Annotated in this window: 26 protein-coding genes; 16 read left to right on the top strand and 10 right to left on the bottom strand. The window is 49.3% G+C overall.

Annotation, left to right across the window (positions count from 1 at the left end; all coding sequences use genetic code 11):
* Nucleotides 1–24: 24 nt before the first annotated feature.
* On the top strand, nucleotides 25–792 hold the full coding sequence (tpiA, locus tag ABIC79_RS23525; RefSeq protein WP_119262197.1) for a triose-phosphate isomerase: 768 nt from the start codon (nucleotides 25–27) through the stop codon (nucleotides 790–792).
* A 69-nt stretch (nucleotides 793–861) separates the two neighbouring features.
* On the opposite strand, the gene ABIC79_RS23520 is transcribed toward tpiA, so the two are convergent.
* From ABIC79_RS23520 to cpxP, 3 genes are all read right to left on the bottom strand, one after another.
* Complete coding sequence (locus tag ABIC79_RS23520; protein ID WP_112197345.1) at nucleotides 862–1,851, bottom strand: sulfate ABC transporter substrate-binding protein; 990 nt, start codon at nucleotides 1,849–1,851, stop codon at nucleotides 862–864.
* A gap of 184 nt (nucleotides 1,852–2,035) precedes the next feature.
* Nucleotides 2,036–3,022: a 6-phosphofructokinase gene (gene pfkA, locus ABIC79_RS23515; RefSeq protein WP_013577595.1), complete on the bottom strand. Its 987-nt coding sequence runs from the start codon at nucleotides 3,020–3,022 to the stop codon at nucleotides 2,036–2,038.
* A 347-nt stretch (nucleotides 3,023–3,369) separates the two neighbouring features.
* A complete protein-coding gene (gene cpxP / locus ABIC79_RS23510; RefSeq protein WP_013577596.1) occupies nucleotides 3,370–3,879 on the bottom strand; it encodes a cell-envelope stress modulator CpxP in 510 nt (169 codons plus the stop codon).
* Nucleotides 3,880–4,031: 152 nt separating this feature from the next.
* Between cpxP and cpxR the strand changes: the two genes are divergently transcribed.
* The 3 genes from cpxR to trmL are packed head-to-tail and all read left to right on the top strand — an operon-like array spanning nucleotide 4,032 to nucleotide 6,611.
* Complete coding sequence (gene cpxR / locus ABIC79_RS23505; protein WP_013577597.1) at nucleotides 4,032–4,733, top strand: envelope stress response regulator transcription factor CpxR; 702 nt, start codon at nucleotides 4,032–4,034, stop codon at nucleotides 4,731–4,733.
* On the top strand, nucleotides 4,730–6,100 hold the full coding sequence (gene cpxA / locus ABIC79_RS23500; protein ID WP_119262198.1) for an envelope stress sensor histidine kinase CpxA: 1,371 nt from the start codon (nucleotides 4,730–4,732) through the stop codon (nucleotides 6,098–6,100). The genes cpxR and cpxA overlap by 4 nt, the downstream gene beginning before the upstream one ends.
* Before the next feature lie 37 nt (nucleotides 6,101–6,137).
* Entirely contained in the window at nucleotides 6,138–6,611 is a 474-nt protein-coding gene (gene trmL, locus ABIC79_RS23495; protein ID WP_013577599.1) for a tRNA (uridine(34)/cytosine(34)/5-carboxymethylaminomethyluridine(34)-2'-O)-methyltransferase TrmL, read from the top strand.
* A 52-nt stretch (nucleotides 6,612–6,663) separates the two neighbouring features.
* Here trmL and cysE read toward each other — a convergent pair whose 3' ends face one another.
* From cysE to ABIC79_RS23470, 5 genes are all read right to left on the bottom strand, one after another.
* Nucleotides 6,664–7,485, bottom strand: a complete 822-nt coding sequence (gene cysE / locus ABIC79_RS23490; protein WP_013577600.1) for a serine O-acetyltransferase — start codon at nucleotides 7,483–7,485, stop codon at nucleotides 6,664–6,666.
* Nucleotides 7,486–7,572: 87 nt separating this feature from the next.
* On the bottom strand, nucleotides 7,573–8,592 hold the full coding sequence (gene gpsA, locus ABIC79_RS23485) for an NAD(P)H-dependent glycerol-3-phosphate dehydrogenase (protein WP_013577601.1): 1,020 nt from the start codon (nucleotides 8,590–8,592) through the stop codon (nucleotides 7,573–7,575).
* Nucleotides 8,592–9,062: a protein-export chaperone SecB gene (secB, locus tag ABIC79_RS23480; RefSeq protein WP_013577602.1), complete on the bottom strand. Its 471-nt coding sequence runs from the start codon at nucleotides 9,060–9,062 to the stop codon at nucleotides 8,592–8,594. The genes gpsA and secB overlap by 1 nt, the downstream gene beginning before the upstream one ends.
* 64 nt (nucleotides 9,063–9,126) lie before the next feature.
* Nucleotides 9,127–9,378, bottom strand: coding sequence for a glutaredoxin 3 (gene grxC / locus ABIC79_RS23475; RefSeq protein ID WP_013577603.1), 252 nt, complete (start codon nucleotides 9,376–9,378; stop codon nucleotides 9,127–9,129).
* 53 nt (nucleotides 9,379–9,431) lie between these two features.
* Nucleotides 9,432–9,863 carry a rhodanese-like domain-containing protein gene (locus ABIC79_RS23470; RefSeq protein WP_013577604.1) on the bottom strand — a complete coding sequence of 144 codons (432 nt, stop codon included), beginning with the start codon at nucleotides 9,861–9,863 and terminating at the stop codon, nucleotides 9,432–9,434.
* Nucleotides 9,864–10,167: 304 nt separating this feature from the next.
* Here ABIC79_RS23470 and gpmM point away from each other — a divergent pair, with 304 nt between their 5' ends.
* From gpmM to ABIC79_RS23445, 5 genes are all read left to right on the top strand, one after another.
* On the top strand, nucleotides 10,168–11,712 hold the full coding sequence (gpmM, locus tag ABIC79_RS23465) for a 2,3-bisphosphoglycerate-independent phosphoglycerate mutase (RefSeq protein WP_013577605.1): 1,545 nt from the start codon (nucleotides 10,168–10,170) through the stop codon (nucleotides 11,710–11,712).
* Between the two features lie 145 nt (nucleotides 11,713–11,857).
* Nucleotides 11,858–13,150, top strand: coding sequence for a murein hydrolase activator EnvC (gene envC / locus ABIC79_RS23460; RefSeq protein ID WP_015690600.1), 1,293 nt, complete (start codon nucleotides 11,858–11,860; stop codon nucleotides 13,148–13,150).
* Nucleotides 13,151–13,152: 2 nt separating this feature from the next.
* A complete protein-coding gene (locus tag ABIC79_RS23455; protein WP_112152575.1) occupies nucleotides 13,153–14,082 on the top strand; it encodes a divergent polysaccharide deacetylase family protein in 930 nt (309 codons plus the stop codon).
* A 181-nt stretch (nucleotides 14,083–14,263) separates the two neighbouring features.
* Nucleotides 14,264–15,487 carry a glycosyltransferase gene (locus ABIC79_RS23450; protein ID WP_037035334.1) on the top strand — a complete coding sequence of 408 codons (1,224 nt, stop codon included), beginning with the start codon at nucleotides 14,264–14,266 and terminating at the stop codon, nucleotides 15,485–15,487.
* A gap of 2 nt (nucleotides 15,488–15,489) precedes the next feature.
* On the top strand, nucleotides 15,490–16,419 hold the full coding sequence (locus ABIC79_RS23445) for a hypothetical protein (RefSeq protein ID WP_013577609.1): 930 nt from the start codon (nucleotides 15,490–15,492) through the stop codon (nucleotides 16,417–16,419).
* A gap of 67 nt (nucleotides 16,420–16,486) precedes the next feature.
* Here the strand turns inward: ABIC79_RS23445 and tdh are convergent, their stop codons facing one another.
* Both tdh and kbl read right to left on the bottom strand, forming a co-directional pair.
* Entirely contained in the window at nucleotides 16,487–17,509 is a 1,023-nt protein-coding gene (gene tdh / locus ABIC79_RS23440; RefSeq protein ID WP_013577610.1) for an L-threonine 3-dehydrogenase, read from the bottom strand.
* Nucleotides 17,510–17,518: 9 nt separating this feature from the next.
* A complete protein-coding gene (gene kbl / locus ABIC79_RS23435) occupies nucleotides 17,519–18,715 on the bottom strand; it encodes a glycine C-acetyltransferase (protein WP_013577611.1) in 1,197 nt (398 codons plus the stop codon).
* A 242-nt stretch (nucleotides 18,716–18,957) separates the two neighbouring features.
* Between kbl and rfaD the strand changes: the two genes are divergently transcribed.
* The 7 genes from rfaD (at nucleotide 18,958) to ABIC79_RS23400 (ending at nucleotide 26,410) form a co-directional block, all read left to right on the top strand.
* Entirely contained in the window at nucleotides 18,958–19,890 is a 933-nt protein-coding gene (gene rfaD, locus ABIC79_RS23430; protein ID WP_013577612.1) for an ADP-glyceromanno-heptose 6-epimerase, read from the top strand.
* A gap of 30 nt (nucleotides 19,891–19,920) precedes the next feature.
* Nucleotides 19,921–20,970: an ADP-heptose--LPS heptosyltransferase RfaF gene (gene rfaF / locus ABIC79_RS23425; protein ID WP_112152576.1), complete on the top strand. Its 1,050-nt coding sequence runs from the start codon at nucleotides 19,921–19,923 to the stop codon at nucleotides 20,968–20,970.
* Nucleotides 20,970–21,959 (top strand): lipopolysaccharide heptosyltransferase RfaC, encoded by a 990-nt coding sequence (gene rfaC, locus ABIC79_RS23420; protein ID WP_112152577.1) that lies wholly within the window; start codon nucleotides 20,970–20,972, stop codon nucleotides 21,957–21,959. Before rfaF ends, rfaC begins: the two co-directional genes overlap by 1 nt.
* The gene (locus tag ABIC79_RS23415) at nucleotides 21,956–23,053 is read left to right on the top strand and encodes a glycosyltransferase family 9 protein (protein WP_354568653.1); all 1,098 of its coding nucleotides are present in this window, start codon (nucleotides 21,956–21,958) and stop codon (nucleotides 23,051–23,053) included. The genes rfaC and ABIC79_RS23415 overlap by 4 nt, the downstream gene beginning before the upstream one ends.
* Nucleotides 23,046–24,050: a glycosyltransferase family 8 protein gene (locus ABIC79_RS23410; RefSeq protein WP_112152578.1), complete on the top strand. Its 1,005-nt coding sequence runs from the start codon at nucleotides 23,046–23,048 to the stop codon at nucleotides 24,048–24,050. The genes ABIC79_RS23415 and ABIC79_RS23410 overlap by 8 nt, the downstream gene beginning before the upstream one ends.
* Nucleotides 24,047–25,333 carry an O-antigen ligase family protein gene (locus ABIC79_RS23405; RefSeq protein ID WP_112197350.1) on the top strand — a complete coding sequence of 429 codons (1,287 nt, stop codon included), beginning with the start codon at nucleotides 24,047–24,049 and terminating at the stop codon, nucleotides 25,331–25,333. The genes ABIC79_RS23410 and ABIC79_RS23405 overlap by 4 nt, the downstream gene beginning before the upstream one ends.
* A gap of 69 nt (nucleotides 25,334–25,402) precedes the next feature.
* Nucleotides 25,403–26,410: a glycosyltransferase gene (locus ABIC79_RS23400; RefSeq protein WP_314523525.1), complete on the top strand. Its 1,008-nt coding sequence runs from the start codon at nucleotides 25,403–25,405 to the stop codon at nucleotides 26,408–26,410.
* The last annotated feature ends 22 nt before the right edge of the window (nucleotides 26,411–26,432 follow it).

Raw genomic sequence — 26,432 nt, 5'->3', positions numbered from 1 at the left:
GCGTCCCCTTTTGGAGGAAAAAACATGCGACATCCATTAGTGATGGGTAACTGGAAGCTTAACGGCAGCACCCACATGGTTAACGAACTGATTGCTGCTCTGCGTACTGAACTGAGCACAGTTGTAGGTTGTGGCGTTGCAATTGCTCCACCAGAAGTTTACCTGTCACAGGCTAAACACGCTCTGGCTGGCAGCCGTATTACGCTGGGTGCTCAGAACGTTGATGCTAACCTGTCTGGCGCATTCACCGGTGAAATCTCTGCCGACATGCTGAAAGACATCGGTGCGCAATACATCATCATCGGTCACTCAGAACGCCGTACTTACCACAAAGAAAGTGATGAGTTCATCGCGAAAAAATTCGGCGTGCTGAAAGAAGCGGGCCTGACTCCTGTTCTGTGCATCGGTGAAACCGAAGCAGAAAACGAAGCAGGCAAAACTGAAGCCGTTTGCGCTAAACAACTGGACGCGGTTCTGAGCACTCTGGGTGCGAAAGCATTCGAAGGCGCAGTCATCGCTTACGAACCTGTTTGGGCGATCGGTACCGGCAAATCTGCCACCCCGGCTCAGGCTCAGGCTGTTCACAAATTCATCCGTGACCACATCGCGAAACAAGATGCTGCGGTTGCTGAACAAGTTATCATCCAGTACGGCGGTTCTGTTAACGCTGCAAATGCTGCTGAACTGTTCACCCAGCCAGACATCGATGGCGCACTGGTTGGCGGCGCATCACTGAAAGCAGACGCTTTCGCTGTGATCGTGAAAGCCGCTGCTGAAGCTAAACAAGCGTAAGCCTGTTTCTTCTGCGCATAAAAAAAACCCCGGCATGCCGGGTTTTTTTTATTGCCTGTAACATGGCGATTAACGCCTCGAGATTTGGTCGAAAATTCCGTCTGTCGCAAAATGGTCTTTCTGCGCCTCAGCCCAGGTACCTGCAACCTGATCAATGGTGAACAGTTTCAGTTTCGGGAATTCAGCCGCGAATTTCTTCTCCACTTCCGGATCACGCGGACGGTAATAATTTTCTGCCGCGATAGTCTGGCCTTCCGGCGAGTACAGGTATTTCAGGTAAGCATCCGCCACTGTACGGGTATCACGCTTATCCACGACTTTATCAACCACAGAAACCGTTGGCTCCGCCAGAATCGATTCGCTTGGCGTGACGATTTCGAACTTATCTTTGCCGACTTCTTTTGTTGCCAGCAACGCTTCGTTTTCCCAGGCAATCAGCACATCACCGATACCACGTTCAACGAAAGTATTCGTTGCGCCACGTGCACCGGAGTCCAGCACTTCGACGTTTTTATACAATGCTTTCACGAAATCCTGAGCCTTCGCTTTGTCATTGTTGTTGTGATGCAACGCGTAACCCCAGGCTGCCAGATAGTTCCAGCGTGCGCCGCCAGACGTTTTAGGGTTCGGCGTAATCACCGATACACCCGGTTTGATCAAATCATTCCAGTCATGAATTTGTTTCGGGTTGCCTTTGCGCACCAGGAACACAATGGTGGACGTGTAAGGCGCAGAGTTGTCCGGCAGGCGGGTGATCCAGTTTTTATCGATACGGCCGCGTTCTGCAATAGCATCAACGTCATAAGCCAGCGCCAGTGTTACCACATCCGCTTCAATGCCATTAATTACTGACGTAGCCTGTTTGCCTGAGCCACCATGCGACTGGCGTACGGTGACGGTATCACCGGTTTTGCCCTGCCAGTATTTACTGAATGCCTTGTTATATTGTTCATAGAATTCGCGGGTTGGATCGTATGACACGTTCAGAATCTGAATATCTTTGGCAATTGCTCCGGTTGCCACCAACAGCAATCCCAAACCTGCAGCCCATTTACGCATCGTACTCTCCCGAAATAGTTTCTATGGATTTCATTTATTTGTTCGTTAAAGAGAGCGTGCCAGATAAAAACGAAACACATAAAGAATAAAAGGTTTTTTTCTATTACTTTATGGAATAAACAAAAAGAGTGGCGAAAAAAAACCTCCCGCAAAGGAGGTTCTTTTAAACACGCAATAAGCTGAATCAGAAAAGTTTTTTCGCCGTGTCGTACCAGTCTTCTTTAAATTTGCTTTTCTTGTTCTCTGGCGCGATACAAATCGAGATGAGTTCGTGAACCATTTTCTCGTTTTCAACACCCACGCAGAAACCGCCCTGAGAATAGTCACGATCTTCTTCCAGCAACAGGTCAACAGCATACGCACCCATGCGGGAAGCCAGGATACGGTCATAAGCGACAGGTGCGCCGCCACGCTGAATATGACCTAATACCGTGCCACGCGTTTCACGACAGGTTTCTTTCTCGATGTATTTAGCCAGTTCTTCAATGTCATCTAACTTCTCGGTGATGGCAACGATGGCATGTTTTTTGCCTTTCGCGATACCGGCTTTGATTTCAGCAACCAGATCATCACGTTTGAATTCAACTTCAGGGATAGCGATAAATTCGCAACCCCCGGCAATCGCTGCTGCTAAGGTCAAATCACCGCAATAACGGCCCATCACCTCAACAATAGAGATACGCTGGTGTGAAGAGGAGGTATCACGTAAACGGTCAATGGCTTCAACCACTGTGCCCAGCGCCGTGAAGAAACCGATAGTGTAGTCAGTGCCCGCAACGTCGTTATCGATTGTGCCTGGCAGGCCGATGCAACGGATGCCACCTTCTTTGGTCAGCAGGTCTGCACCGGCATATGAACCGTCACCGCCGATAACCACAAGGCCATCGATACCACGGTCTTTCATATTCTGCAGCGCAACTTTACGCATTTCTGGATCACGGAATTCCGGGAAACGTGCTGAACCCAGGAAAGTACCGCCACGGTTGATCATATCGGAGACGCTGTAGCGATCCAGTTTGCGCATGCGGTTTTCATACATGCCGAGGTAGCCATCTTCAATACCGTAGACTTCCAAATCTGCAGATAAAGCGGCGCGGACAACGCCACGGATCGCAGCATTCATGCCTGGGGCATCGCCACCACTTGTCAGTACACCAATTTTTTTGATCATGACTACCTCTGAACTTGTAGATGCAATTTCTTAAGAATCTTGAGCCAGCCTGTTGGGCGAATTTTTTTTATGCAGCCAAAAGGGCTTATTAGCGTTTGAGCCTATAGTATAACAAAACACCGGTGCTGAATTGATTCAAGTCAGCAAGAATACGCATACACCGCTCGGTACATCGCAATTTACTGATTCATACGGCTTTTACAAGATATTTCCAGTTCGTTACGATCACATTTCCACCTTGTTAATTTCCTGTTCTGCAAATCCAACCCAAATTGAGGACAAAAAAAACCCCACCTTTCGATGGGGGAAGACAGGGATGGTGTCTATGGCAAGGAAAAACAGGGATCTTACTCGGTCGTGCTGGTACTACTCGTCTTCTGGGCAGAAGAGGGCTGTAATCCAGATAACTGCATTTGCATCTGTTTCATGCGCTGCTCATGTTTCTGGTTCAATACATCTTTTTGCTCAGGGGTCAGCAGATTAAACATCTGGTTGCGGATGCGGGCCATTTCGACCTGACGATCCACCTGCTCCTGAGCCATTAATTCAGCTTGTGCTCGCACGGCGGCCTGATCAAACTTTTCGGCGGTAACCAGCCTGTGCATCGTTTCTATCTGTTCTACATTTACATGGGGTAGATCTTTACGAGCCTGGTGCATCAGGTCACGCATTTGCTGGCGCTGTTGCTCAGTAAGATTTACACCATCAAACATGGTGTTGCGTTCCTGAGGCTTATCCAACATCGTGCTATCATGTTCTGCTGGCATCGCCGACACTGGTTTCGCACCATCTGCTAAAACGACACCTGAACTCAGCGTCAGAAGCGTGGCCAAACCGAATGAAGCTGCCTTAAACATCACATACTCCTAAAGTCTTTATCGCTTCATCGCGAATCATTGAAAAGCAGTCTAAACCTGCTGCTGCAAACAAGCGTCAGTGCTTGTAAAAGTACGTAAAGTCATGGAATAGCGGCAATTGATGACGTATTTTGCGTCTAGAGGTAAATACAATGAATAAAATTTTGTTAGTTGATGACGACCGTGAACTGACTTCACTTTTGAAAGAATTGCTCGAAATGGAAGGCTTTAATGTTGTAGTGGCTTACGACGGTGAGCAGGCATTAGAGAAAATCGATAATACCATCGATCTTCTGTTACTTGACGTGATGATGCCGAAGAAAAACGGCATTGAAACCCTTAAAGAATTACGCCAGCGCCATCAGACGCCAGTGATTATGTTAACTGCTCGTGGCAGTGAATTAGACCGTGTCCTCGGCCTCGAACTGGGTGCCGATGACTATCTGCCAAAACCGTTTAACGACCGTGAGCTTGTGGCACGTATCCGGGCCATGTTGCGGCGTTCTAACTGGAGCGAACAGCAGCAAACCAATGAGAACAACGGTTCACCGACGCTTGAAGTCGATGGCTTACAACTGAACCCCGGCCGTCAGGAAGCCAGCTTTAACGGTGAAGCGCTGGATTTAACCGGCACTGAATTCACCCTGTTGTACTTACTGGCAAAACATCTCGGACAGGTCGTTTCCCGCGAACATCTGAGTCAGGAAGTGCTGGGTAAACGTCTGACGCCGTTTGACCGTGCTATTGATATGCACATCTCCAATTTACGCCGTAAATTACCCGATCGTCAGGACGGACATCCATGGTTTAAAACCCTGCGTGGACGCGGTTATCTGATGGTTTCTGCTTCATGATAAACAGTCTTACGGCACGTATTTTTGCCATTTTCTGGTTCACATTAGCCTTAGTGCTGATGCTGGTATTAATGGTGCCGAAACTCGATTCACGCCAGATTACGCCGTTGCTTGATAACGAGCAGCGGCAAGGCCTGATGATTGAACAACACGTTGAAGCTGAACTGGCGACCGATCCTGCCAATGACCTGATGTGGTGGCGCCGGTTGTTCCGTGCCATCGACAAATGGGCACCGCCGGGTCAACGCTTGTTGCTGGTGACCAGCGAAGGGCGCGTTATTGGCGCTCAGCGCAATGAAATGCAGATCGTACGTAACTTTATCGGCCAGTCGGATAACTCAGATCGTCCAAAGAAGAAAAAATATGGTCGCGTCGAAATGGTGGGGCCTTTCTCCGTTCGTGATGGCGAAGACAACTACCAGCTTTACCTGATGCGCCCCGCCAGCAGTTCTCAGTCTGATTTTATCAACCTGATGTTCGACCGTCCGCTATTGCTGCTAATCGTCACCATGCTGATCAGCGCCCCGCTGTTGCTCTGGCTGGCGTGGAGCCTGGCAAAACCTGCACGTAAGCTGAAAAACGCCGCAGACGACGTTGCACGCGGCAATCTCAAGCAGCATCCGGAACTCGAAGCCGGACCGCAGGAATTCCTTGCGACAGGTGCCAGTTTCAACCAGATGGTCAGCGCACTCGAACGAATGGTAACAGCACAGCAACGGCTGATTTCGGATATCTCACACGAGCTACGTACCCCACTGACGCGCCTGCAACTGGCCACCGCGTTGATGAGACGTCGTCATGGTGAGGGTAAAGAGCTGCAACGTATCGAAAATGAGGCTCAGCGCCTTGATGGCATGATCAATGACCTGCTGGTGTTATCACGCAGCCAGCATAAAAATGAATTATCGCGCGAAACCCTGAAGGCCAGCGAATTGTGGGCGGGTGTGATTGATGATGCACAGTTTGAAGCCGAACAGATGGGTAAAAACCTTGAGGTCACGTCGCCACCTGGCCCATGGAAACTGATCGGTAATGCTGCGGCTCTCGACAGTGCGCTGGAAAACATCATCCGTAACGCCCTGCGTTATTCGCATCATCACATTGTCCTGAACTTCGCCCACGACAGTGAAGGGATCACTATCACCGTTGATGACGATGGCCCTGGTGTGAGTGAAGAAGATCGTGAACAGATTTTCCGTCCGTTCTACCGCACTGATGAAGCGCGTGATCGGGAATCCGGCGGCACCGGCCTTGGGCTGGCGATCGTGGATACCGCGGTTCAGCAGCACAGAGGCAAGGTAAAAGCCGAAGACAGCCCGCTGGGCGGCCTTCGTTTGATTATCTGGCTGCCGCTGCACCAGCGTTAAGATTCTGCTATTCTGCGTCCCTCTATCAGGGGGACGCATGCTTAACATTGTTTTATTTGAACCAGAAATCCCGCCCAACACCGGCAACATTATCCGCCTGTGTGCCAACACCGGATGTCAGCTTCACCTCATCGAACCTTTGGGCTTTGGATGGGACGATAAACGTCTGCGCCGTGCCGGGCTCGATTACCATGAATTCGCCCATATAAAGCATCACGCTAATTATGACGCTTTCCTCAGCAGCGAAAATCCACAACGTCTTTTTGCCCTGACAACCAAAGGCACGCCAGCGCATAGCGCCGTGAGCTATCAGGATAATGATTTCCTGCTGTTTGGCCCTGAAACTCGCGGCTTACCGGCGTCTATTCTGGATAATCTGCCCGCACAGCAGAAAATTCGCATTCCTATGCGCGCAGAAAGTCGCAGCATGAACTTGTCGAATGCTGTTTCTGTGGTGGTTTATGAAGCCTGGCGTCAACTGGGATATCCGGGCGCATTGCTGAAAGAATAGCGGAATGGAAGTGAAGAAGATGGCATGCAAATTCATGCCATCTGAAAGCCCGTCAGATACCGTCGCCGAATTCAAAACCCTGCGCAATACCGTTGAAATGCTGATCCATATCCATGGAAGGACGCTCGCTTTCCGGACGCCCGACAATTCGCGCCGGAACGCCTGCAGCCGTGGTGTGCGGAGGAACTGATTGCAACACGACTGAGCCCGCACCGATTTTCGCACCAGCACCCACTTCAATATTGCCGAGGATTTTCGCACCGGCACCAATCATGACGCCTTCACGGATTTTAGGGTGGCGGTCACCGCAGGTTTTTCCTGTACCACCAAGCGTCACAGATTGCAGAATCGATACGTCATTCTCAACCACGGCCGTTTCACCGATGACAATCCCGGTGGCGTGGTCAAACATGATGCCGCAGCCAATACGCGCCGCCGGGTGAATATCTACGCCGAATGACACTGAAATCTGATTTTGGAAATAAATCGCCAGCGCTTTACGATCCTGCTTCCACAGCCAGTTACCGATACGGTATGCCTGCAGCGCGTGGAATCCTTTCAGATAGAGTAACGGGGTGGAATATTTGTCGACTGCCGCATCACGCTGATGCACAGCCAGAATGTCACGGGCAGCAGAGAGGATCATTTGTTCGTCGTTGCGATAGGCTTCTTCGACAACTTCACGGATCGCCATCGCAGGCATAATCGGATTGCCCAACTTGTTGGCCAGAATGTAGCTCAACGCGCCGCCCAGCGTTTCATGTTTTAGCAACGTCGCATGGAAAAAACTGGCCAGCATCGGTTCACACTCAGCCAGCGCTCTCGCCTCTGATTTAATGTTATTCCAGACCAGTTCTAATTCTTCTAGCGACATCACTTTTCCTTACGACTTTGCAAGTTCGGGTAATAAAAAGCCGCCCTGTCGGGAATACCAACAAGGTGGCTATTCTGCAGATGCCTTTCAGTGGCTGTGTTTTTCATCCTTGCTCGCACGGGCAAGCAAACTGATCGCCGCTTCACGCGCATCTTTACCGCAGTACAAGACCTGGTAAATCTGTTCAGTGATTGGCATTTCAACGTTATTACGCTGCGCCAGAGCCCGTACTTCTTTCGTATTGCGATAGCCTTCAACAACCTGACCGATGGTGTCCTGAGCAGTCTGAACATCCTTGCCTTGCCCCAGCATAATGCCAAAGCGACGGTTACGGGACTGGTTATCTGTGCAGGTTAACACCAAATCACCCAAGCCTGCCATGCCCATAAATGTGGCCGGATCAGCGCCTAAAGCGGAACCCAGGCGGGTCATTTCAGCCAGACCACGGGTAATCAGCGCGGTTCTTGCATTAGCCCCAAAGCCGATACCATCGGACATTCCGGCACCAATCGCGATAACGTTTTTGATCGCACCGCCCAACTGAACCCCGATAAAATCGGGATTGCTGTAAACACGGAAGCTTTTGCCACAGTGCAGCAATTGCTGCAGATCTTCGGCAAAACTGGCATCAGTGGCGGCCAGTGAGATTGCCGTTGGCATACCTGCCGCCAGTTCTTTGGCGAATGTCGGCCCGGAAACCACCGCTAACGGAATGGCATCACCGAGTTCTTCGCGTGCGACATCCTGCAACAGACGGCCGGTTTCTGCTTCCAGCCCTTTCGTCGCCCATACCACACGCGCATCAGGGCGCAAATGGGGTTTCAGCTGACGCAAAACGTCACCAAATACATGGCTGGGTACCACAACCAGCACATTACGGCTGGCCGCTAACGCGACAGACAGATTGGTTTCGAGCAACAGATTATCGGGGAACGGAACATCAGGAAGGAATTCCTGATTACAACGGGCACGTTGTAATGCGTTGATGTGGTCGGGATTATGTCCCCACAGCACAACGGGATGGCCATTTCTGGCAAGAGTAATCGCTAAAGCGGTGCCGTACGAGCCGGCACCGATCACTGTCATTGACGCATTGACGGTTTTCATCAGGCATCCTGATGCGGTTCAGCACCTTCGCCTTCAGCTTGCTGTTGCAGATAGTTCATGAACAGAGCGTCAAAGTTAACAGGTGCAAGGTTCAGTTGCGGGAAGGTACCGCGGGAAACCAGGCTGGTGATGCACTCACGGGCATACGGGAACAGAATGTTCGGGCAATATGCACCCAGGCAGTGCGCCATCTGGTTGCCATCAATACCGGAGATAGTGAAGATACCACCCTGCTGAACTTCGCACAGGAACGCAGTTTCGTCGCCCAGTGAAGAAGTTACCGTCACACGCAAGACGACTTCATATACGCCTTCAGCCAGCTGGCTGGAAGCGGTATCAAGATCCAGTTTAACTTCTGGCTGCCAGTCTTGCTGGAAAACCTGAGGCGCATTTGGCGCTTCAAAAGAGATGTCTTTGGTGTAGATACGTTGGATCTGGAAAGCCATCTCGGTGTTATTTTGTTCTGACATGTGAGTAGTACCCTCGGGTTAATAGTCCTTTTAAACACTTAATGAAAAACAGCCGCCGCCTTTATTAACCCAGCATTGGGTCAAGGCCACCGCGTGCATCAAGTGCATGTAAATCATCACAACCGCCGACATGCTGCCCGTCGATAAAGATCTGAGGAACGGTTGAACGACCGCTGCGGGCGATCATTTTTTCACGTTTATCTGCATCGCCGTCGATAGCGATTTCATCGAATGAAGCTCCTTTGCTATTAAGCAGAGCTTTCGCACGATGGCAATAAGGGCAGGTTGCCTTGGTGTAGATTTCAATTTTTGCCATGGGTTCCACCTCAGAGTCGTAAAATTGAGTGCCGTAGCAGTTGGCTTAATGTCTTATTTACCGCGCACTAAAGGCAGGTTTTCACTGCTCCAGCCGCTGATACCTTCTTTGAGTGTAAACACACGCTCAAAACCAGCAGCAATAAGGCCTTCAGCCGCAGTGCGGGAAGTTTGTCCTGTGGCACAAACCACGATAACAGGCTGTGCTTTATGTTTGGTCAGCTCACCCAGGTTGTTGTTCTTGATGTCAGCAGACAACACATTCTGTGATTCAGCGATGTGGCCTTTGCGGAATTCTTCACGCGCGCGAACATCGACAACGATGGCATCTTCTTTGTTAATCAGGCGGGTTGCTTCGCCACGGGTGATCTCTTTCACTTTAGAAAAACGTGTTTTAAAGGTGGTCACAATTACTGCAATCAGTAACGCAACCCACGCCAGGCTGAGAACCGGATGCGCACTGATGAATGGCATAATATCTTGCATGGGGTGTAGCAACTCCCGTCAGTTGGGGGAAAATTCAAGGCTTCAGAGTATACCTGCGCGTCGGAGCAAATACAGCCAGTAAGCGCGGGTGAATGCCACAATCTGCGGCACATCCTGGAAAATTAACACGGCTTTATGCCGAAAGTTAACCCTCACCCCGCCTCATCTTTGATCTCCTCGGGCTATTCACACACGGCGCTGGGGTAAAATCAGCCCGCCTGAGTGCATTTAGCCGCGCCTGTTCATGCCGTTGCAACTGGCGAGCCTATTGAGCATTTCATCTTTTAAACTGAGGTCAATTGACATGTCGAGCAACAAAAAACCGATGGTTCTGGTGATTCTGGATGGCTACGGGCATCGTGAAGAACAACAAGATAACGCAATTCTGAATGCCAAAACCCCCGTCATGGATAATCTGTGGGCCACTCACCCGCATACCCTTATCGCCGCATCCGGGCTGGACGTCGGTCTGCCTGATGGTCAGATGGGAAACTCCGAAGTAGGCCATGTCAATTTAGGTGCCGGCCGCATCGTGTATCAGGATCTCACCCGTCTGGACAAAGAAATTAAAGAAGGCGACTTCTTTAATAATAGCGTACTGACTGGCGCTGTTGATCGCGCAATCGCCGCAGGCAAAGCGGTTCACATTATGGGACTGTTGTCTGCGGGCGGCGTTCACAGCCACGAAGACCACATCATGGCGATGGTCGAACTGGCGCAACGCCGTGGCGCGAAAGCCATTTATCTGCATGCCTTCCTGGATGGTCGCGATACACCACCACGCAGCGCTGAAGCGGCGCTGAAACGCTTCTCAGAGAAATTCGCACAAATCGGTACGGGTCGTATTGCGTCAATCGTGGGCCGTTATTACGCCATGGATCGCGATAACCGCTGGGATCGCGTGCAACTGGCCTATGATTTGATGTCACAGGCAAAAGGCGCATTTACTGCCGATAATGCGCTGGCTGGTCTGCAGGCCGCTTATGCCCGTGATGAAAATGATGAATTCGTGAAGCCAACCGTATTGCAGGCAGCTGGTGAAGAATCCGCGGCCATCAATGACGGCGATGCACTGGTCTTCATGAACTTCCGCGCAGACCGGGCCCGCGAAATCACCCGCGCCTTTATCAGTCCGGATTTCGATGGTTTTGCCCGCGAAAAAGTCATCAACTTCGGCGATTTCATCATGCTGACCGAATATGCTGCAGACATCAACGCAGCCTGCGCCTATCCACCGGCATCACTGAAAAACACGCTGGGTGAATGGCTGATGGCGCACGGCAAAACGCAGTTGCGTATTTCCGAAACTGAGAAATATGCCCATGTCACCTTCTTCTTTAACGGGGGCATGGAAGATTCGTTTGAAGGCGAAGACCGTATTCTGGTGAAATCACCAAACGTGGCGACTTATGACCTGCAACCGGAAATGAGCTCTGCTGAACTGACGGAAAAGCTGCTCGGCGCAATCAGCAGTGGTAAGTACGACACCATCATTTGTAACTATCCGAATGGCGACATGGTCGGTCATACCGGCGTTTACGACGCAGCAGTGAGTGCCGTTGAAGCACTCGATAAATGTGTTGCTCAGGTTGTGGACGCAGTGAAAGCCGTGGGTGGTCAGTTGCTGATTACCGCCGACCACGGTAATGCAGAACAAATGCGTGACCCGGCGACCGGTCAGGCACACACTGCACACACCAGCCTGCCGGTTCCGCTGATTTATATCGGCGGAAATGCACAAGCGGTTGAAGGCGGTAAATTATCTGATATCGCGCCAACTATGCTTTCACTGATGGGCATGGAAATTCCGCCGGAAATGAGCGGCAAGCCGCTGTTTATCGCGCGTTAATTTCTGTTAAAAACCGTCAAAAAAGGCGTACTGACACCCGTTGGTACGCCTTTTTTGTTTGTGCATCAGCGGGTTGATTAGTGTTACGATACGAAAAGGGACAGCCATATTGTCTATCATCCACGGTCGACAAGCGGAAAAAAGTTTGAGCAAATTCAATCATTTCAGCCTGATGAGAACCCGCCTTTCCGCTCAGGACAAGGCCGTATCTGCCTTCCCATCTCCAGCCTTACTACTTTGCGTTTCCCTGCTGTCTCTTTCTGTGAGTGTGCATGCTGACGACAATAAAGATCAGCTCAAAACCATTCAGCAAAACATCGCGGAAAAAGAGAAAAGCGTAAAACAGCAGAAACAGCAACGCGGCACGTTATTGCAGCAATTGCAGGCGCAGGAAAAAACCATCGCCTCAGCCAGCAGTCAGTTACGCAGCACTCAGTCAACCCTCGCCACGTTGGGAAAAGACATTTCCGGGCTGAATGCGTCCATTGATAAATTGCAAAAACAGCAAAAGACGCAGGAAGCTATTCTGGCAAAGCAGCTCGATGCCGCATTCCGGATCGGGCAGCATAAAGGCCTGCAATTACTGCTGAGCAGCGAAGAGAGCGCACGCAGCGAGAGGATCCTGGCTTATTTTGGTTATCTGAATGAAGCGCGACAGAAAACCATTGAGGACCTGAAACAGACCCGAGCCACGCTGGCTGAACAGCGTGTTTCTTTGCAATCGAAACAAACCCAGCAAAAAAGCCTGCTGAGTGAACAACAAACCCAGCAGCAGAAACTCGAACAGGCTCGTGCCGCCCGTAAGCAAACGCTCACGGCACTGGAGTCTTCATTGCAAAAAGATGAGCAGAGCCTGACCGAACTGCGCGCTAACGAATCCAGCCTGCAAAACAAAATTGCCGCTGCCGAACGTGCTGCCAAAGCACGCGCAGAAAAAGAAGCCCGCGAAGCTGCGGCAGTCAGAGCGAAAGAACAGCAGGCGAAGAAATCCGGTTCCACCTACAAACCGACCCAAAGCGAGCAATCTCTGATGGCCCGTACCGGCGGTCTGGGCAGACCATCAGGTCAAAATATGTGGCCTGTTAATGGTTCGTTGATACATCGCTTCGGCGAACAGCTGCAGGGTGAACTACGCTGGAAAGGGATTGTTATCTCAGCAAGAGAAGGCAGTGATGTCCGGGCGATTGCTGACGGACGCGTCATTCTGGCGGACTGGTTACAGGGATACGGTTTGGTTGTGGTTATCGATCACGGCAAAGGCGATATGAGTCTGTACGGTTACAACCAGGATGCACTGGTCAGCGTAGGCGACCAGGTCAGAACGGGCCAGGCCATTGCTAAAGTTGGGAACAGCGGCGGACAAGGCCAGCCATCGCTGTATTTTGAAATTCGTCGTCAGGGCCAGGCCGTTAATCCACAGCCGTGGTTGGGAAGATAGCATTGCGATATAACAAGTCCGTTTTAGCTGCCCTTTGTGGTACTGCGTTTTTTGCTTGTCAGGTTCAGGCAGCGAAATTATCCATCCTGATCGATGACTTTGGTTATCGCCAGCATGAGGAAAACCAGGTACTTCAGATGCCAAAAGCGGTATCGGTCGCGATTTTTCCCAACGCACCCGATTCGCAGATGATGATGAACAAGGCTCACCAGCAGGGGCGTGAAATTCTGATCCATCTGCCGATGGCGCCACTTAGTAAGCAACCGCTGGAAAAAGACACGCTGACACCCTCCATGAGCGCCGCAGAAGTGAAACGTATTGTCGATCAGGCGATCAGCAATATCCCTTACGCGATTGGCATCAATAACCATATGGGTAGTGCTATGACCTCCAGCCTGACCGGGATGGAAAATGTCATGCAGGCAATGAATGCCCACAACCTGTTTTTCCTCGACAGCATGACCATTGGTAACACTCAGTCAGTCAAAGCGGCTCAGGGCACCCGGGTGAAAGTCATTAAGCGCAATGTCTTTTTAGATGATGTGCAGAATGAAGCGGAAATCCGCCGTCAGTTTGAACGCGCAATTCAGCTCGCACGCAAGAATGGATATGCCATCGCGATAGGACACCCGCATCCGACGACAGTGAAAGTGCTGCAGCAAATGTTGCCGAATCTACCTTCCGATATCGTTCTGGTCAGGCCAAGTGATCTGCTGAACGAACCCCAGCGCAGCATACCCGCCGGTAAGGTCACGATTGCGCTCGTAAAATCATCACGTAAAGGCATCAGCGTCTGCCACCTCAGGCAACCTCTCCCGCAGATTTATGCCGACAGCATGTTTAAAATTCTCGGGGAAAGCCTGAAATCTTCACCCGCTGCGGCATTTGTTGAACGGCAGTATTCTGTGATAACAACTTTTACTAAAAAGTAGAAATCGCACTCATTGGCGGTTTCCTGATTATATTGGTGGTACGCATATATTTGGCATCACCAACTAACTTATTGATATCAATTGATTTCATAGCCAAACTAAAAAGTAGAGCTTCTGGGTTTTGCCTCATATAATGGGCGCTGTATATTTTTTTGACCGGACTGAGCAAGGGCGCTAACCGATGGGACAAGATCGATCTAAAATTCTGCTACTGGATAGTGGCAAGGAATGGGGAGGCGGGACTAACAGCATGTTAGAACTGCTGAAAAGAATCGATCGTGAAAAATTTGAAATCAGCTGCTGCTTTTACAACGATTACGCCCGGGACAACGGCGAAACTATCAGTCAGATTTTAAACTCACTGAATGTACCGGTATTTTTTATTCCGCAGGTTAAGCAACCTGCCTGGGCGAAAATAGCTAAAGAAGTATTAAGAACGCTGTTTTTCTTTAGCAGTAATTTGCGTCAGAAAGCCATTTACTCTATCGACAAAATCTGGCGTATTAATCCCAATATCCGCAAAATTCACTCCCTGCTTGAACTCGGTCAGTTTGACATTCTCTATATGAATAATCAGCCCAGCTCTAACGTCGAAGGCTATTATTCTACTGCCGGTTTACCCACAGAAATCGTACAGCATTGTCGCATTGAACCGGTGCTCAACCGGGAGGTTGTGCGCATCGTTAACCGGTTCTGCCACAGCATTATCTCTGTTTCTCAAGGCGTTCAGGAACAACTGCTCAAACGTGGTGTACGCAAAGAGTTATGTTTTACCGTTTTTAATGGCATTGATATCCATCAGCCATTGCCCGAAGGCACAAAAATCCGGGAAGAATTAGCAGCCGACAACGACACGTTCATCTTTGGCAGTATAGGTTCTCTGATTAACCGCAAAGCTCATCACTTCACATTACTGGCACTAGACAAATTTAATCGCGCATTTCCGGAAGCCAAATGGAAAATGGTGTTTGTGGGTGAAGGCCCGAATTTACGCCGTCTCATTCAGCAAACTTCGGCTCTGAATATGATGGATAAAGTGGTATTTACAGGCTTCCAGAGCAATGCGCTGGAATATCTGTCCGCGTTTGATGCCTTTATATTAGGCTCAAAAAGTGAAGGGCTTCCGCGGGTCGTGTTGGAATCCATGCTGCTGAAAACGCCGGTGATTGGTTCGAATGTCACCGGTACAGCCGAACTGATTAAAAATGCAGAAACCGGCATGTTATTTGAGTATGGCGATATTGATATGCTCTTTAATCATATGAAAACACTGTATCTCAATGCCCATCTGAGAAATGAAATTGCAGAGCAGGCAAATCTGACTGTTCGCGAAAAATTTGCAATTGAAAAATATGTCTCAGGCGTTGAAACCGTTTTAAGCAGTGTGAAAAAGAAACAAGGCTGAATATGTTCAAATTTCTAAATCCAAAATATCGTCACATTCTTTCACGCCATAATTTGCCGTATGACGGGACCGTCATGGCAGGAAAACCAAAGAACAGCGTGACGTCTGTGGTGATCCCTTCCGCGGGGGCTGACTATATTGAAGAAGCTTGTCTGTGTGCAGAGTTTGCCGATAAATTTGCGACCGCATTACAGGAAATCGTGATTGTTACCGATCAGGCTGCCAGCCAGTTTCGCCCGTTACCGGAGAAAGTCCGGATCGTCACGCTTCACCCTGAAACCAAATCCGGTGATTATCGTTATAAACAAATTTATCTCAGCCGCCTGATCAAACTGATGGCGCCTTTGCAGGCCAGAACTGACGGTATTTTGATGATCGATTCCGATCTTAATTTGCTTAAAATGCCGGAAATTCAGTTACATGAAAATCATATTTATTCAAGTTTCCGTCAGGGCAAGATGATTGCCAAACTGGACGGTTGTGATCCTGAGATCATCCCGGCGTATTACAAAAACAGCGTGCGTCCTTATATTGTCGATCACGTGAACGGCGCTTTTTTAGCCGCCACGCGTAAAACCTGGGAGCGTTTGTGCCCGCTGTGGATTATGTTTTTCATCGATACATGGAACATTCTGCCAGACAACCAGCCCCCGACAGATCAACTGCCTCTGGCGGCCATGCTGGATACGCTGGACATCAAAAGCGTCAATCTGGGCGACTGGATGAACTGGCCGGTATCGAAAAAAATTGGCGGCACACCGTCGGTTATCCCTAAAGAAGTGATCGGCGCTCATGGCGGCTTCCCGCTGACAGAATGGCAAAAGTATCTGGCTTCACCGGATAATGAACTGTTATTCAAAGGTCAGGATTACACCCGTAAAGTGCGTTATCTGACGGATGACGAGAAACAAATGGCCGGTCCTGCGGCGTAAAGACTGCGCCCGCTATCAGCAAAAGCCCGCTATTTTCAGCGGGCTTTTGCATTTTCAGAGCGCCAGATTACCAGTTAAGTATCACTTTGCCGGAATGCCCGGAGCGCATCGCATCAAACCCTTTCTGGAATTCATCAATCGGAAAATGGTGCGTAATCAGAGGTGTAAGATCTAATCCTGACTGGATCAGGGCGGCCATTTTGTACCAGGTTTCGAACATTTCCCTTCCGTAAATCCCTTTAATAAACAGTCCTTTGAAAATCACCTGATTCCAGTCGATTGCCATCTCGGTCGATGGAATGCCCAGCATCGCAATCCGGCCGCCATGATTCATGGCGTTAAGCATGCTGCGAAATGCCGCAGGTGCACCTGACATTTCCAGCCCGACGTCAAACCCTTCCGTCATGCCCAGCTCATCCATCACATTCTGCAAGCTTTGCTGGCTGACATTCACCGCCCGCGTCACACCCATTTTGCGCGCGAGTTCCAGACGGTATTCGTTCATATCCGTGATCACCACATGGCGGGCACCAACATGTTTGCAGATGGCTGCCGCCATGATGCCAATCGGCCCGGCACCGCTGATCAGAACATCCTCGCCGACCAGATCAAACGACAATGCGGTATGCACAGCATTACCAAAGGGATCAAAAATGGCAGCCAGATCATCAGAAATATTGTCTGGGATTTTAAACGCATTAAAAGCAGGTAATACCAGATACTCAGCAAAAGCGCCCGGACGGTTTACCCCCACGCCCTGTGCGTTGCGGCACAAATGCGTACGTCCTCCCCGGCAATTACGGCAGTGTCCGCAGGTAATATGCCCCTCGCCCGACACCCGGTCACCGATACTGAAACCTTTAACTTCCTGCCCGATGCCCACCACTTCGCCGACATATTCGTGTCCGACCACCATTGGTACGGGAATGGTTTTTTGTGACCATTCGTCCCAGTTGTAGATGTGCACATCGGTTCCGCAAATGGCGGTTTTACGGATTTTGATCAGCAAATCGTTGTGCCCTAATTCCGGCACGGCCACATCCGTCATCCAGATGCCTTCTTCACGTTTGAGTTTTGCTAAAGCTTTCATCGACATTCCTCAGGCGATCACGCCAAGTTTTTTGCCAATACGGGTGAAGGCTTCAACGGCCTTTTCGATTTGTTCCGTGCTGTGCGCTGCTGACATTTGAGTACGGATGCGCGCCTGCCCCTGAGGCACCACCGGGTAAAAGAAGCCGGTGACGTAAATCCCTTCCTGCTGCAAAAGCGACGCAAACTCCTGAGCCAGACGAGCCTCGCCAAGCATCACCGGGATAATGGCGTGATCAGCCCCCGCCAGCGTGAAACCCGCGGCGGTCATTTTCTCGCGGAACAATTTTGAATTGCTGAGCAAACGCTCACGCAGTTCGCTGCCTTCTTCGAGCATGGAAAGCACTTTCAGGGAGGCAGAAACAATCGACGGTGCCAGGGAATTAGAGAAGAGATAGGGCCGCGAACGCTGACGCAACCAGTCGATCACTTCCTGACGCGCAGCGGTATAACCGCCGGAAGCCCCGCCCAGCGCTTTGCCAAGCGTGCCAGTGATGATGTCCACGCGCCCCATCACATCGCAATATTCGTGCGTTCCCCGCCCTTCGGCACCGACAAAACCTACCGCATGGGAATCATCGACCATCACCAGCGCGTCGAACCGTTCGGCCAGGTCGCACACGCCCTTCAGGTTGGCTATCACGCCATCCATTGAAAATACGCCGTCAGTTGCCACCAGAATATGACGGGCACCCTCATCTTTTGCCTGCTGCAAACGGGTTTCCAGTTCAGACATATCGTTGTTGGCATACCGATAGCGTTTCGCTTTGCATAAGCGAACACCATCGATTATTGAGGCATGATTCAGCGCATCCGAAATGATGGCGTCTTCTTCACCCAGCAGTGTTTCAAATAACCCACCGTTGGCATCAAAGCAGGAGGAATAGAGGATCGCATCGTCCATACCGAGAAAGTCAGCCAGACGATGTTCAAGTTCTTTGTGCGTATCTTGTGTGCCGCAGATAAAGCGGACCGAAGCCATGCCGAAACCGTGGCTGTCGAGACCGGCTTTTGCAGCACGGATCAGTTCGGGATGATTCGCCAGGCCAAGGTAGTTGTTGGCGCAAAAATTGATGACCGGACGGCCGCCAGCGACGGAGACTTCAGCCTGCTGGGGCGTGGTGAGAATGCGTTCTTCTTTAAACAGCCCTTCAACCCGGGCCTGCTCCAGCTGATCTTCCAGCTGGCGATAAAACGAAACAGACATACAGTATTCTCCTGAAATGACTCATTCACGGAATACCTTACTAATCTGCATATAAAATAACGATGGAAGTGCTCACAATATCTTTGTTTTGCAGCATAGTTCACGCCTTACGCTCTGAAACATAAGAATCCCTGTTATCGGACACCTTCCCAATGTGAGCTTCATAATGAAGTGTTATGATATTACCCAATATACAGGCTGTGCATGGTGCGCAGTTCTTCAAATGATTAAAGGTGAATCCCATGATAATCGTCACTGGCGGCGCTGGTTTTATCGGCAGCAATATTATTAAATCGCTCAATGATATGGGATACCGCGATATTCTGGTGGTGGATAATCTGAAAGATGGCACCAAGTTCGTCAATCTGGTGGATCTGGATATTGCGGATTATTGCGACAAAGAAGATTTTATCGCCAGTATCGTGGCTGGCGACGATCTGGGTGATATCGACGCCATTTTCCACGAAGGCGCATGCTCTTCCACTACCGAGTGGGACGGCAAGTACATGATGGATAACAACTATCAGTACTCTAAAGATGTCCTGCATTATTGTTTAGATCGCAGCATTCCCTTCCTTTATGCGTCTTCCGCAGCCACTTATGGTAGCCAGAGCACCAGCTTTGTTGAAGAGCGTAAATACGAGCAACCGCTGAACGTCTATGGTTACTCTAAGTTCCTGTTTGACCAGTATGTTCGCGAAATTCTGCCGCACGCTGAATCTCAAATTTGTGGTTTCCGTTATTTCAACGTTTACGGACCGCGTGAAGGCCATAAAGGCAGCATGGCGAGCGTAGCGTTCCATCTGAATAATCAGATCAAGGCCGGGGAGAACCCAAAACTGTTCTCGGGCAGCGAAGGCTTCAAACGCGATTTTATCTACGTGGGTGATGTGGCAGCCGTGAACCTGTGGTTCTGGCAAAACGGTGTTTCGGGCATTTTTAACTGCGGTACCGGACGTTCGGAATCCTTCCAGGCTGTGGCAGATGCTGTCGTGGCATACCACAAGTCGGGCGATATCGAATACATTCCATTCCCGGAAAAACTCAAAGGCCGTTACCAGTCCTTCACACAGGCCGACATGACAGCCCTGCGTAACGCCGGTTACGACAAACCGTTCAAAACGGTTGCCGAAGGTGTTACGGAATACATGAGCTGGCTTAACCGCACAGTTTAAGCCCTGCACATTGAGGAATGGATTAACGGTATGAAAATACTGGTAATTGGGCCGTCATGGGTCGGTGACATGATGATGTCACAAAGTCTTTATCGCACCCTGAAAGCTGCGCACCCCGACGCTCAGATTGACGTGATGGCACCTGCATGGTGCCGTCCTTTACTTGATCGCATGCCGGAAGTACATCAGGCGCTGGCCATGCCGCTGGGCCACGGTGCGCTGGAATTGGGCGAACGTCGTCGTCTGGGTATTTCATTGCGCAATGAGAAATATCAGCGTGCATTCGTTCTGCCTAACTCGTTTAAATCGGCGCTGGTTCCTTTCTTTGCCCGTATTCCGCAACGCACCGGCTGGCGTGGCGAAATGCGCTATGGTCTGCTCAATGATTTGCGGGTGCTGGATAAACCCGCTTTTCCACTGATGGTTCAGCGTTATGCTGCTCTGGGCTACGATGCCCGGCAAATCAAAACTGCCGCTGATCTTCCACAACCCATTCTCTGGCCTAAATTAGAGGTCGGCGACGCTGAAGTCACCGCGGTTAAAACCTCATTCTCTGTGGATAACACCCGGCCGCTGATTGGTTTCTGCCCTGGCGCAGAGTTTGGTCCGGCAAAGCGCTGGCCTCATTATCACTACGCGGTGTTGGCTGAAAAACTGATCAGCGAAGGCTATCAGGTGGTGCTCTTTGGCTCTGCAAAAGATAACGCAGCAGGTGAACAAATCCGCCTGGCACTGACAGAAAACGCGCAACCTTTCTGTCTCAATCTGGCGGGGAAAACCTCATTGGATCAGGCGGTGGTGATGATTGCCGCCTGTCATGCGGTCGTCAGTAATGATTCAGGCCTGATGCACGTTGCCGCCGCGCTGGATAAACCGCTGATAGCACTTTACGGGCCCAGCAGCCCGGACTTCACACCGCCCCTCAGCCATCAGGCAAAAGTTATACGTCTGATCACTGGCTATCATAAAGTCCGTAAAGGCGATGCTGAAGAAGGCTATCACCAAAGTTTAATTGATATTCAACCCGGACAAGTTTATCAGGAACTCACCCAGTTGCTGAGCGCAAGGAAGGAGCTTTAATGCGGGTTCTCATTGTCAAAACGTCGTCCATGGGCGACGTTCTGCATACCCTTCCGGCGTTGACGGATGCTATGCAGGCCATTGCCGGGATCCGCTTTGACTGGGTCGTGGAAGAAGGATTTAGCCAGATCCCCGGCTGGCATCCTGCCGTTGATCGCGTGATACCTGTCGCCATCCGCCGCTGGCGTAAAAACTGGTTCGGCTCTGAAACCCGTCAGCAACGCTGCGACTTCAAACGCGAAGTTCAGTCTCAAACCTATGATGCGATCATTGATGCTCAGGGTCTGATTAAAAGCGCGGCACTGATCACCCGTGTCGCCAAAGGTGAAAAACACGGTCAGGATTGTAAAAGTGCCCGTGAACCATTCGCCAGCTGGTTCTACAATCAGCGTCATGAAATCGATAAAAAGCAGCACGCGGTAGAGCGTACCCGGGAATTGTTTGCGAAAAGCCTGGGCTATGAAAAGCCATCAGGCCAGGGAGATTATGCTATTGCGGCACGTTTCCTCTCCCATCTTCCTGCCGACGCGGGCCGGTATCTGGTGTTTCTTCATGCCACCACCCGCGCCGATAAACATTGGCCGGAAGAACACTGGCGTGAGCTGATCAGCATGTTCGGCGGGCAAGATATCCGCATCAAACTTCCGTGGGGGGCAGACCATGAACATCAGCGCGCATTGCGTCTGGCGGAAGGTTTCCCTTATGTCGAGGTGTTGCCCAAGTTGAGTCTGGAAAAAGTTGCTGAGGTTTTAGCCGGTGCGAAAGCGGTCATTTCTGTTGATACGGGGCTGAGCCATCTGACTGCCGCGCTGGATCGTCCAAATATCACGCTTTACGGACCGACCGATCCGGGATTGATTGGCGGGTATGGAAAGAATCAGTTTATCCTCAAAGCCGAGAACAATTCACTGGAAAACTTACCAGCCAAAACCGTCTTTGAGCGTCTGAGTGATCTGACCGCTGCGAAAGAGGAAATGAACCGACCATGAGCTACGTGATTATTTTCATCTTGCTGTGGCCGTTCAAAATGCTGATGAAGCCTTTTCATCAGGGCAAAGGGCGAAATCTGGTCATACAAACCGCCAAAATTGGTGATTTCGTCAATATCACGCCTTTACTGAAGCATTTAAAAAAATCAGATGTCTTGATCAGTAAAACGGTTTTGCCTTTGGCTGCACACGATTCGACGATCAATTCTATTTATCTCATTGAAGATTACAAAAAATCTTTAGTCAGTAAAATTGGTCTCGCCTTTCGCCTGCTCAACCGCTACGACAATATTTATCTGCTGCAACCTAACAGCGTTAACGGTTTCTATGCCGCCTTCTGTAATGCGAAGCATAAAGCCTTTCTGATCGCTTATACCCGCAAGTGGTATCACGGAATTTTTTATCAGACGGCCGACGTTGTTCGTTTGCATCAGAAAACCGATTTTACGCTGGAAAGTTATCTTAAGCTGGCAGACCCCAGCCTCAGTGCAGAAAGCTATACTAAACATGCCACCCTTCCCTTGTGGATACCTGAAAAAACCTTGCCGGAGCTGGCGGCAAGCAAGCAGGTCAAAATTGGTATCAGCATTTCGGCAGGCAATAAAGCTAAAACAATTCCGACAGCGGTATGGATTAAAATCCTTAATACCCTGGCTGGCCTTCCTTGTCAGTTTTATGTTTTTGGCCCGGAGAATGAGCAGAAATACCTTGATCAGTTGCTGGAAAAACTCAGTGCTCGCGAAAACATCATTAACCTGATCGGTAAGCTAAAATTGCATGAAGTCCCACATGCCATTTCTCAGATGGATATGTATATCGCCTCAGATTCTGGAAACGTGTATATCGCAGATGCGGTGAATATCCCAGTGGTATGTTTAGCGGGTCCTTGTGACTTAACCGAGCAGCATCCAACCTATGCGCCACTCATCCTGACGCCTGAAGATAAAAAACTCGCGCCTGAATCTTTTATTTTCTCAGCACCTTATCAATTCCGGCACAGTGCTGAAGAACTTTTTTCACTCAGTGATGCTCAACTGGAGAAAATACGTTCATTTGTTATAAGCAAAACAAGTCAGGTACAACACTATGTCTGACCATGAATATATGAGCTATCTCGAGCATAAAGAAGAGCTCGTGAATAATTTAGGGGATTCATCACTCCCTGTGGTCCATATCGCATTCGGAATAAATAATGCCTATGCCCGTGGTATGGGGGTCACTGTCTTTTCTGTTCTGAAAAACAATCCTGACTTAGCTTTTCATATTCATATATTTGGCAGTGCGCTCGATGAAATATCAAAATCCCGGCTGCTTGAGCTGGCGGCAAATCATCCGCTGGCCATCACCTGTTACGTTTTTAAAGAATCTGCGTTCACTGCTTTACCGCTGATGGGGCGCTATCCTCAGGCTATTTATTATCGGTTATTCACTCCCTACATCCTTTCTGGCGTCACATCAAAATTACTCTACCTTGACGCGGACACATTATGTTTAGGCAGTTATAAAGAACTGAGCGAGATGGATATCAGCCCTTATACGCTGGCAGCCGTCAATGATACGCAACGGGCAAGAAATAAACTTTGTTCACAGTTAAGTCTGACAAAGGGAAATTATTTCAACTCAGGATTCTTATACATCAATATCCCTCAATGGCTTGAGAAAAATACAACTGAGCGGATCATCCGGACACTTAGCCTTCAGGAAAGTGAATTTAAATTCCCTGACCAGGACGCACTTAATATTGTCCTGGAACAGGAAGTTCTGCTGCTTCCTAAAAGATATAATTTTGTGTGTGACATCATTTTAAATAAAGTGGGAAAGAGAGTTGATATCCCGAAAGATACCATCCTGATTCATTATACGGGTAAATGTAAACCCTGGCACCTTTGGGGAATGGGAGAACTGGCCGATATTTATGATCAATATTATGCGCAATCCCCATGGCACGCAGTCCCACATGACGTGCCGGTTTCCTATAAAGAGATGAAACGCTATGCCCAGGCACTCTGGCATAAGGGTCGCTACCTGACCAGCTTGCGCTGGATGACCAAATATATGAATAATAAGATTTTCAGGAAAAGCTCTTTATGAAAAGTAATCTGATGGCACAGATAAAAAAATCGTCTTTTGACGATAAACTTGCATCTTTACTATTCTTATTGATTACCATTTCCATTTCTTTCTTTATGTACTCTGGTGAAATAACCCGGAATTTCTTTTATATCGCAACGTATATTGCTGTCCTGTATTTCATCTACGTCACCCTGCGTGTTGATAAGAAAATTAAATTCTACCCGGTTGCCTGCACAATTCTACTTCTGGGTATCAGCAAGTTGCTTTGGGTTATGCTCACCGTAAACCATCAATATCCGCTCATTGCCTATCATTACCAAATTAGCGGTAAGAGACTCATATTAGCTTCATTTATTCTGTATGCCATTGAACATAACATTCACAAATGGAAAATCCCTGCACTGACAGTGCGCACGGGGATAGCTATTATGACGATTCTTTTTATCGTTATATCCGTCATACGAATCATTGTTTATTTAAAGACAGGCGAAAGAATGAAAATAAATTCTGACGCTCCGACTTCCGGCGCCTATACATTTACTATTTTTTCTTTGCTGGTGATGTACAGTCTTAAATATCATGCGTTAAAGCATTACAGGCTCATTTGTCTGATTGTGATGACGCTAACTTTTGCGGTTCTCGCTGCCACAGAAACCCGCTCTGCAATAATACTCTTTATACTTATTAGTGCAGGCAGCATTATTTACGATTTCACCAAAAGCTCGCATACGTCTAAAATCATCTACGGTTTTGCCATTGCGGTCTTAATTATTGCCGCAGTGACTTCTGGTCATCCTTATTACAATAAAGTCCTCACCCGCTTCGATAATCTCCAAAACGAGGTTACCTCTTACAATGACGGGGAGCGTAATACTTCAGTCGGTGCGCGTTTCTCAATGTGGCGAGCCGGAGTGGATGCTTTCAAACATCACCCGTTTGGTCAGTCCGCCGACAGCCGCAATGCACTTGCCACCACGTTCATCGATGAGCATGAAGGCGGAAACCCGGAAGCGTTACGCAATCTTCAGTTCCATTTGCACAATGATATTATCGATACAATGTCATTACAGGGAATTTTAGGCGCATTGATTATGGTACTTTTCTTCGCCGTATTATTGCTCTATCCCTTCAGGCTGGTGCCCAAAGGTTACGAATTTTTATTACTGTCGGTCCCGGTAATTTACTTCAGCATGGGTGATACCCAGTTTTACAATCGCGAATCACCGTATTTTATTGTGCTGGTATTTGCCTACCTGATGATGCTCAGGATGAGGCCACATCCCGCGATAGAAAAACAATGATTTTTTCCGGGCTGTGAAACTTACACCGGCCCGGTTGATTGCCCTCCTTATCAGTGGAAATTGTGTGATATGCCCCTTACAACGACATCCGACAACATTAAGCTCAGCGCGATTATCCCTCTGTATAACGCAGGGGAAATGTTCCGAAACTTTATGGATTCGCTCGTCGCCCAGACGCTGACAAACTTCGAGATCATTATCGTCAATGATGGTTCGACAGACGGTTCCGAGTGCGTTGCGCAAGAATATGCTGAGAAATACCCGCATATTCGCGTCATTCATCAGGCTAACGGCGGCGTATCGCGTGCGCGTAATGCTGGCCTGGATATCGCCAAAGGTCAGTACGTCACTTTTCCGGATGCCGATGACATACTCTATCCGAACATGTACCAAACGCTGATTGAACTGTGTGAACAGGATGATCTGGATGTCGCACAATGCAATGGTGAACGTTATTTTGTCGGCTCAGAAAAAGTTAAACCCATCATCCCCACCGATCGTTTAACGTCGACTGCCGTGCTGGATGGCCCGCACTGGCTTAAAATGGCGCTGGCAACAAACCGTTATTTGCACGTAGTGTGGTTAGGTGTCTATCGTCTGGAACTTATTAAAAAGCATCATCTGTATTTTGAACCCGGCCTGCATCATCAGGATATTCCCTGGACAACCGAATTCATGTTCAACGCACGCCGCGTGAAATACACCCAAGAGGTGCTTTATCGCTATTACATTCATGGTCAGTCAATCAGTAATCAAAAAAGAACCGGAATGAAAAACGTTGAATATCAACGGCATTACCTGAAAATTGCCAAAATGCTTGATGAATTAAATGAGCGATATAAAGGCCAGGTAAAAATCTATGCAGAGTTTCCGAGACAGGTCACCCGGGAAGCCCTGACGGTTTGTCATTCTGTTCGCCGCGAGCCTGTTCAGGCCGCTCAGAAAGCCATGATCGACGATATTTACACCTCCGGCACACGCAGGATAATGCTGCGTAACGCACGCGGACCGAAACAATGGTGGCAACTGTTACTGTGGCTGTATCGTCTCCATAACCTGCGTAAAAAACTCGGTTAAGTTGTTTCAGAAAGAGACGATT

Source organism: Rahnella sp. 2050, assembly GCF_040544515.1.
GTDB classification, from domain to species: Bacteria; Pseudomonadota; Gammaproteobacteria; order Enterobacterales; family Enterobacteriaceae; genus Rahnella; species Rahnella aceris.
This window is presented reverse-complemented; position numbering and strand designations above follow the sequence as displayed.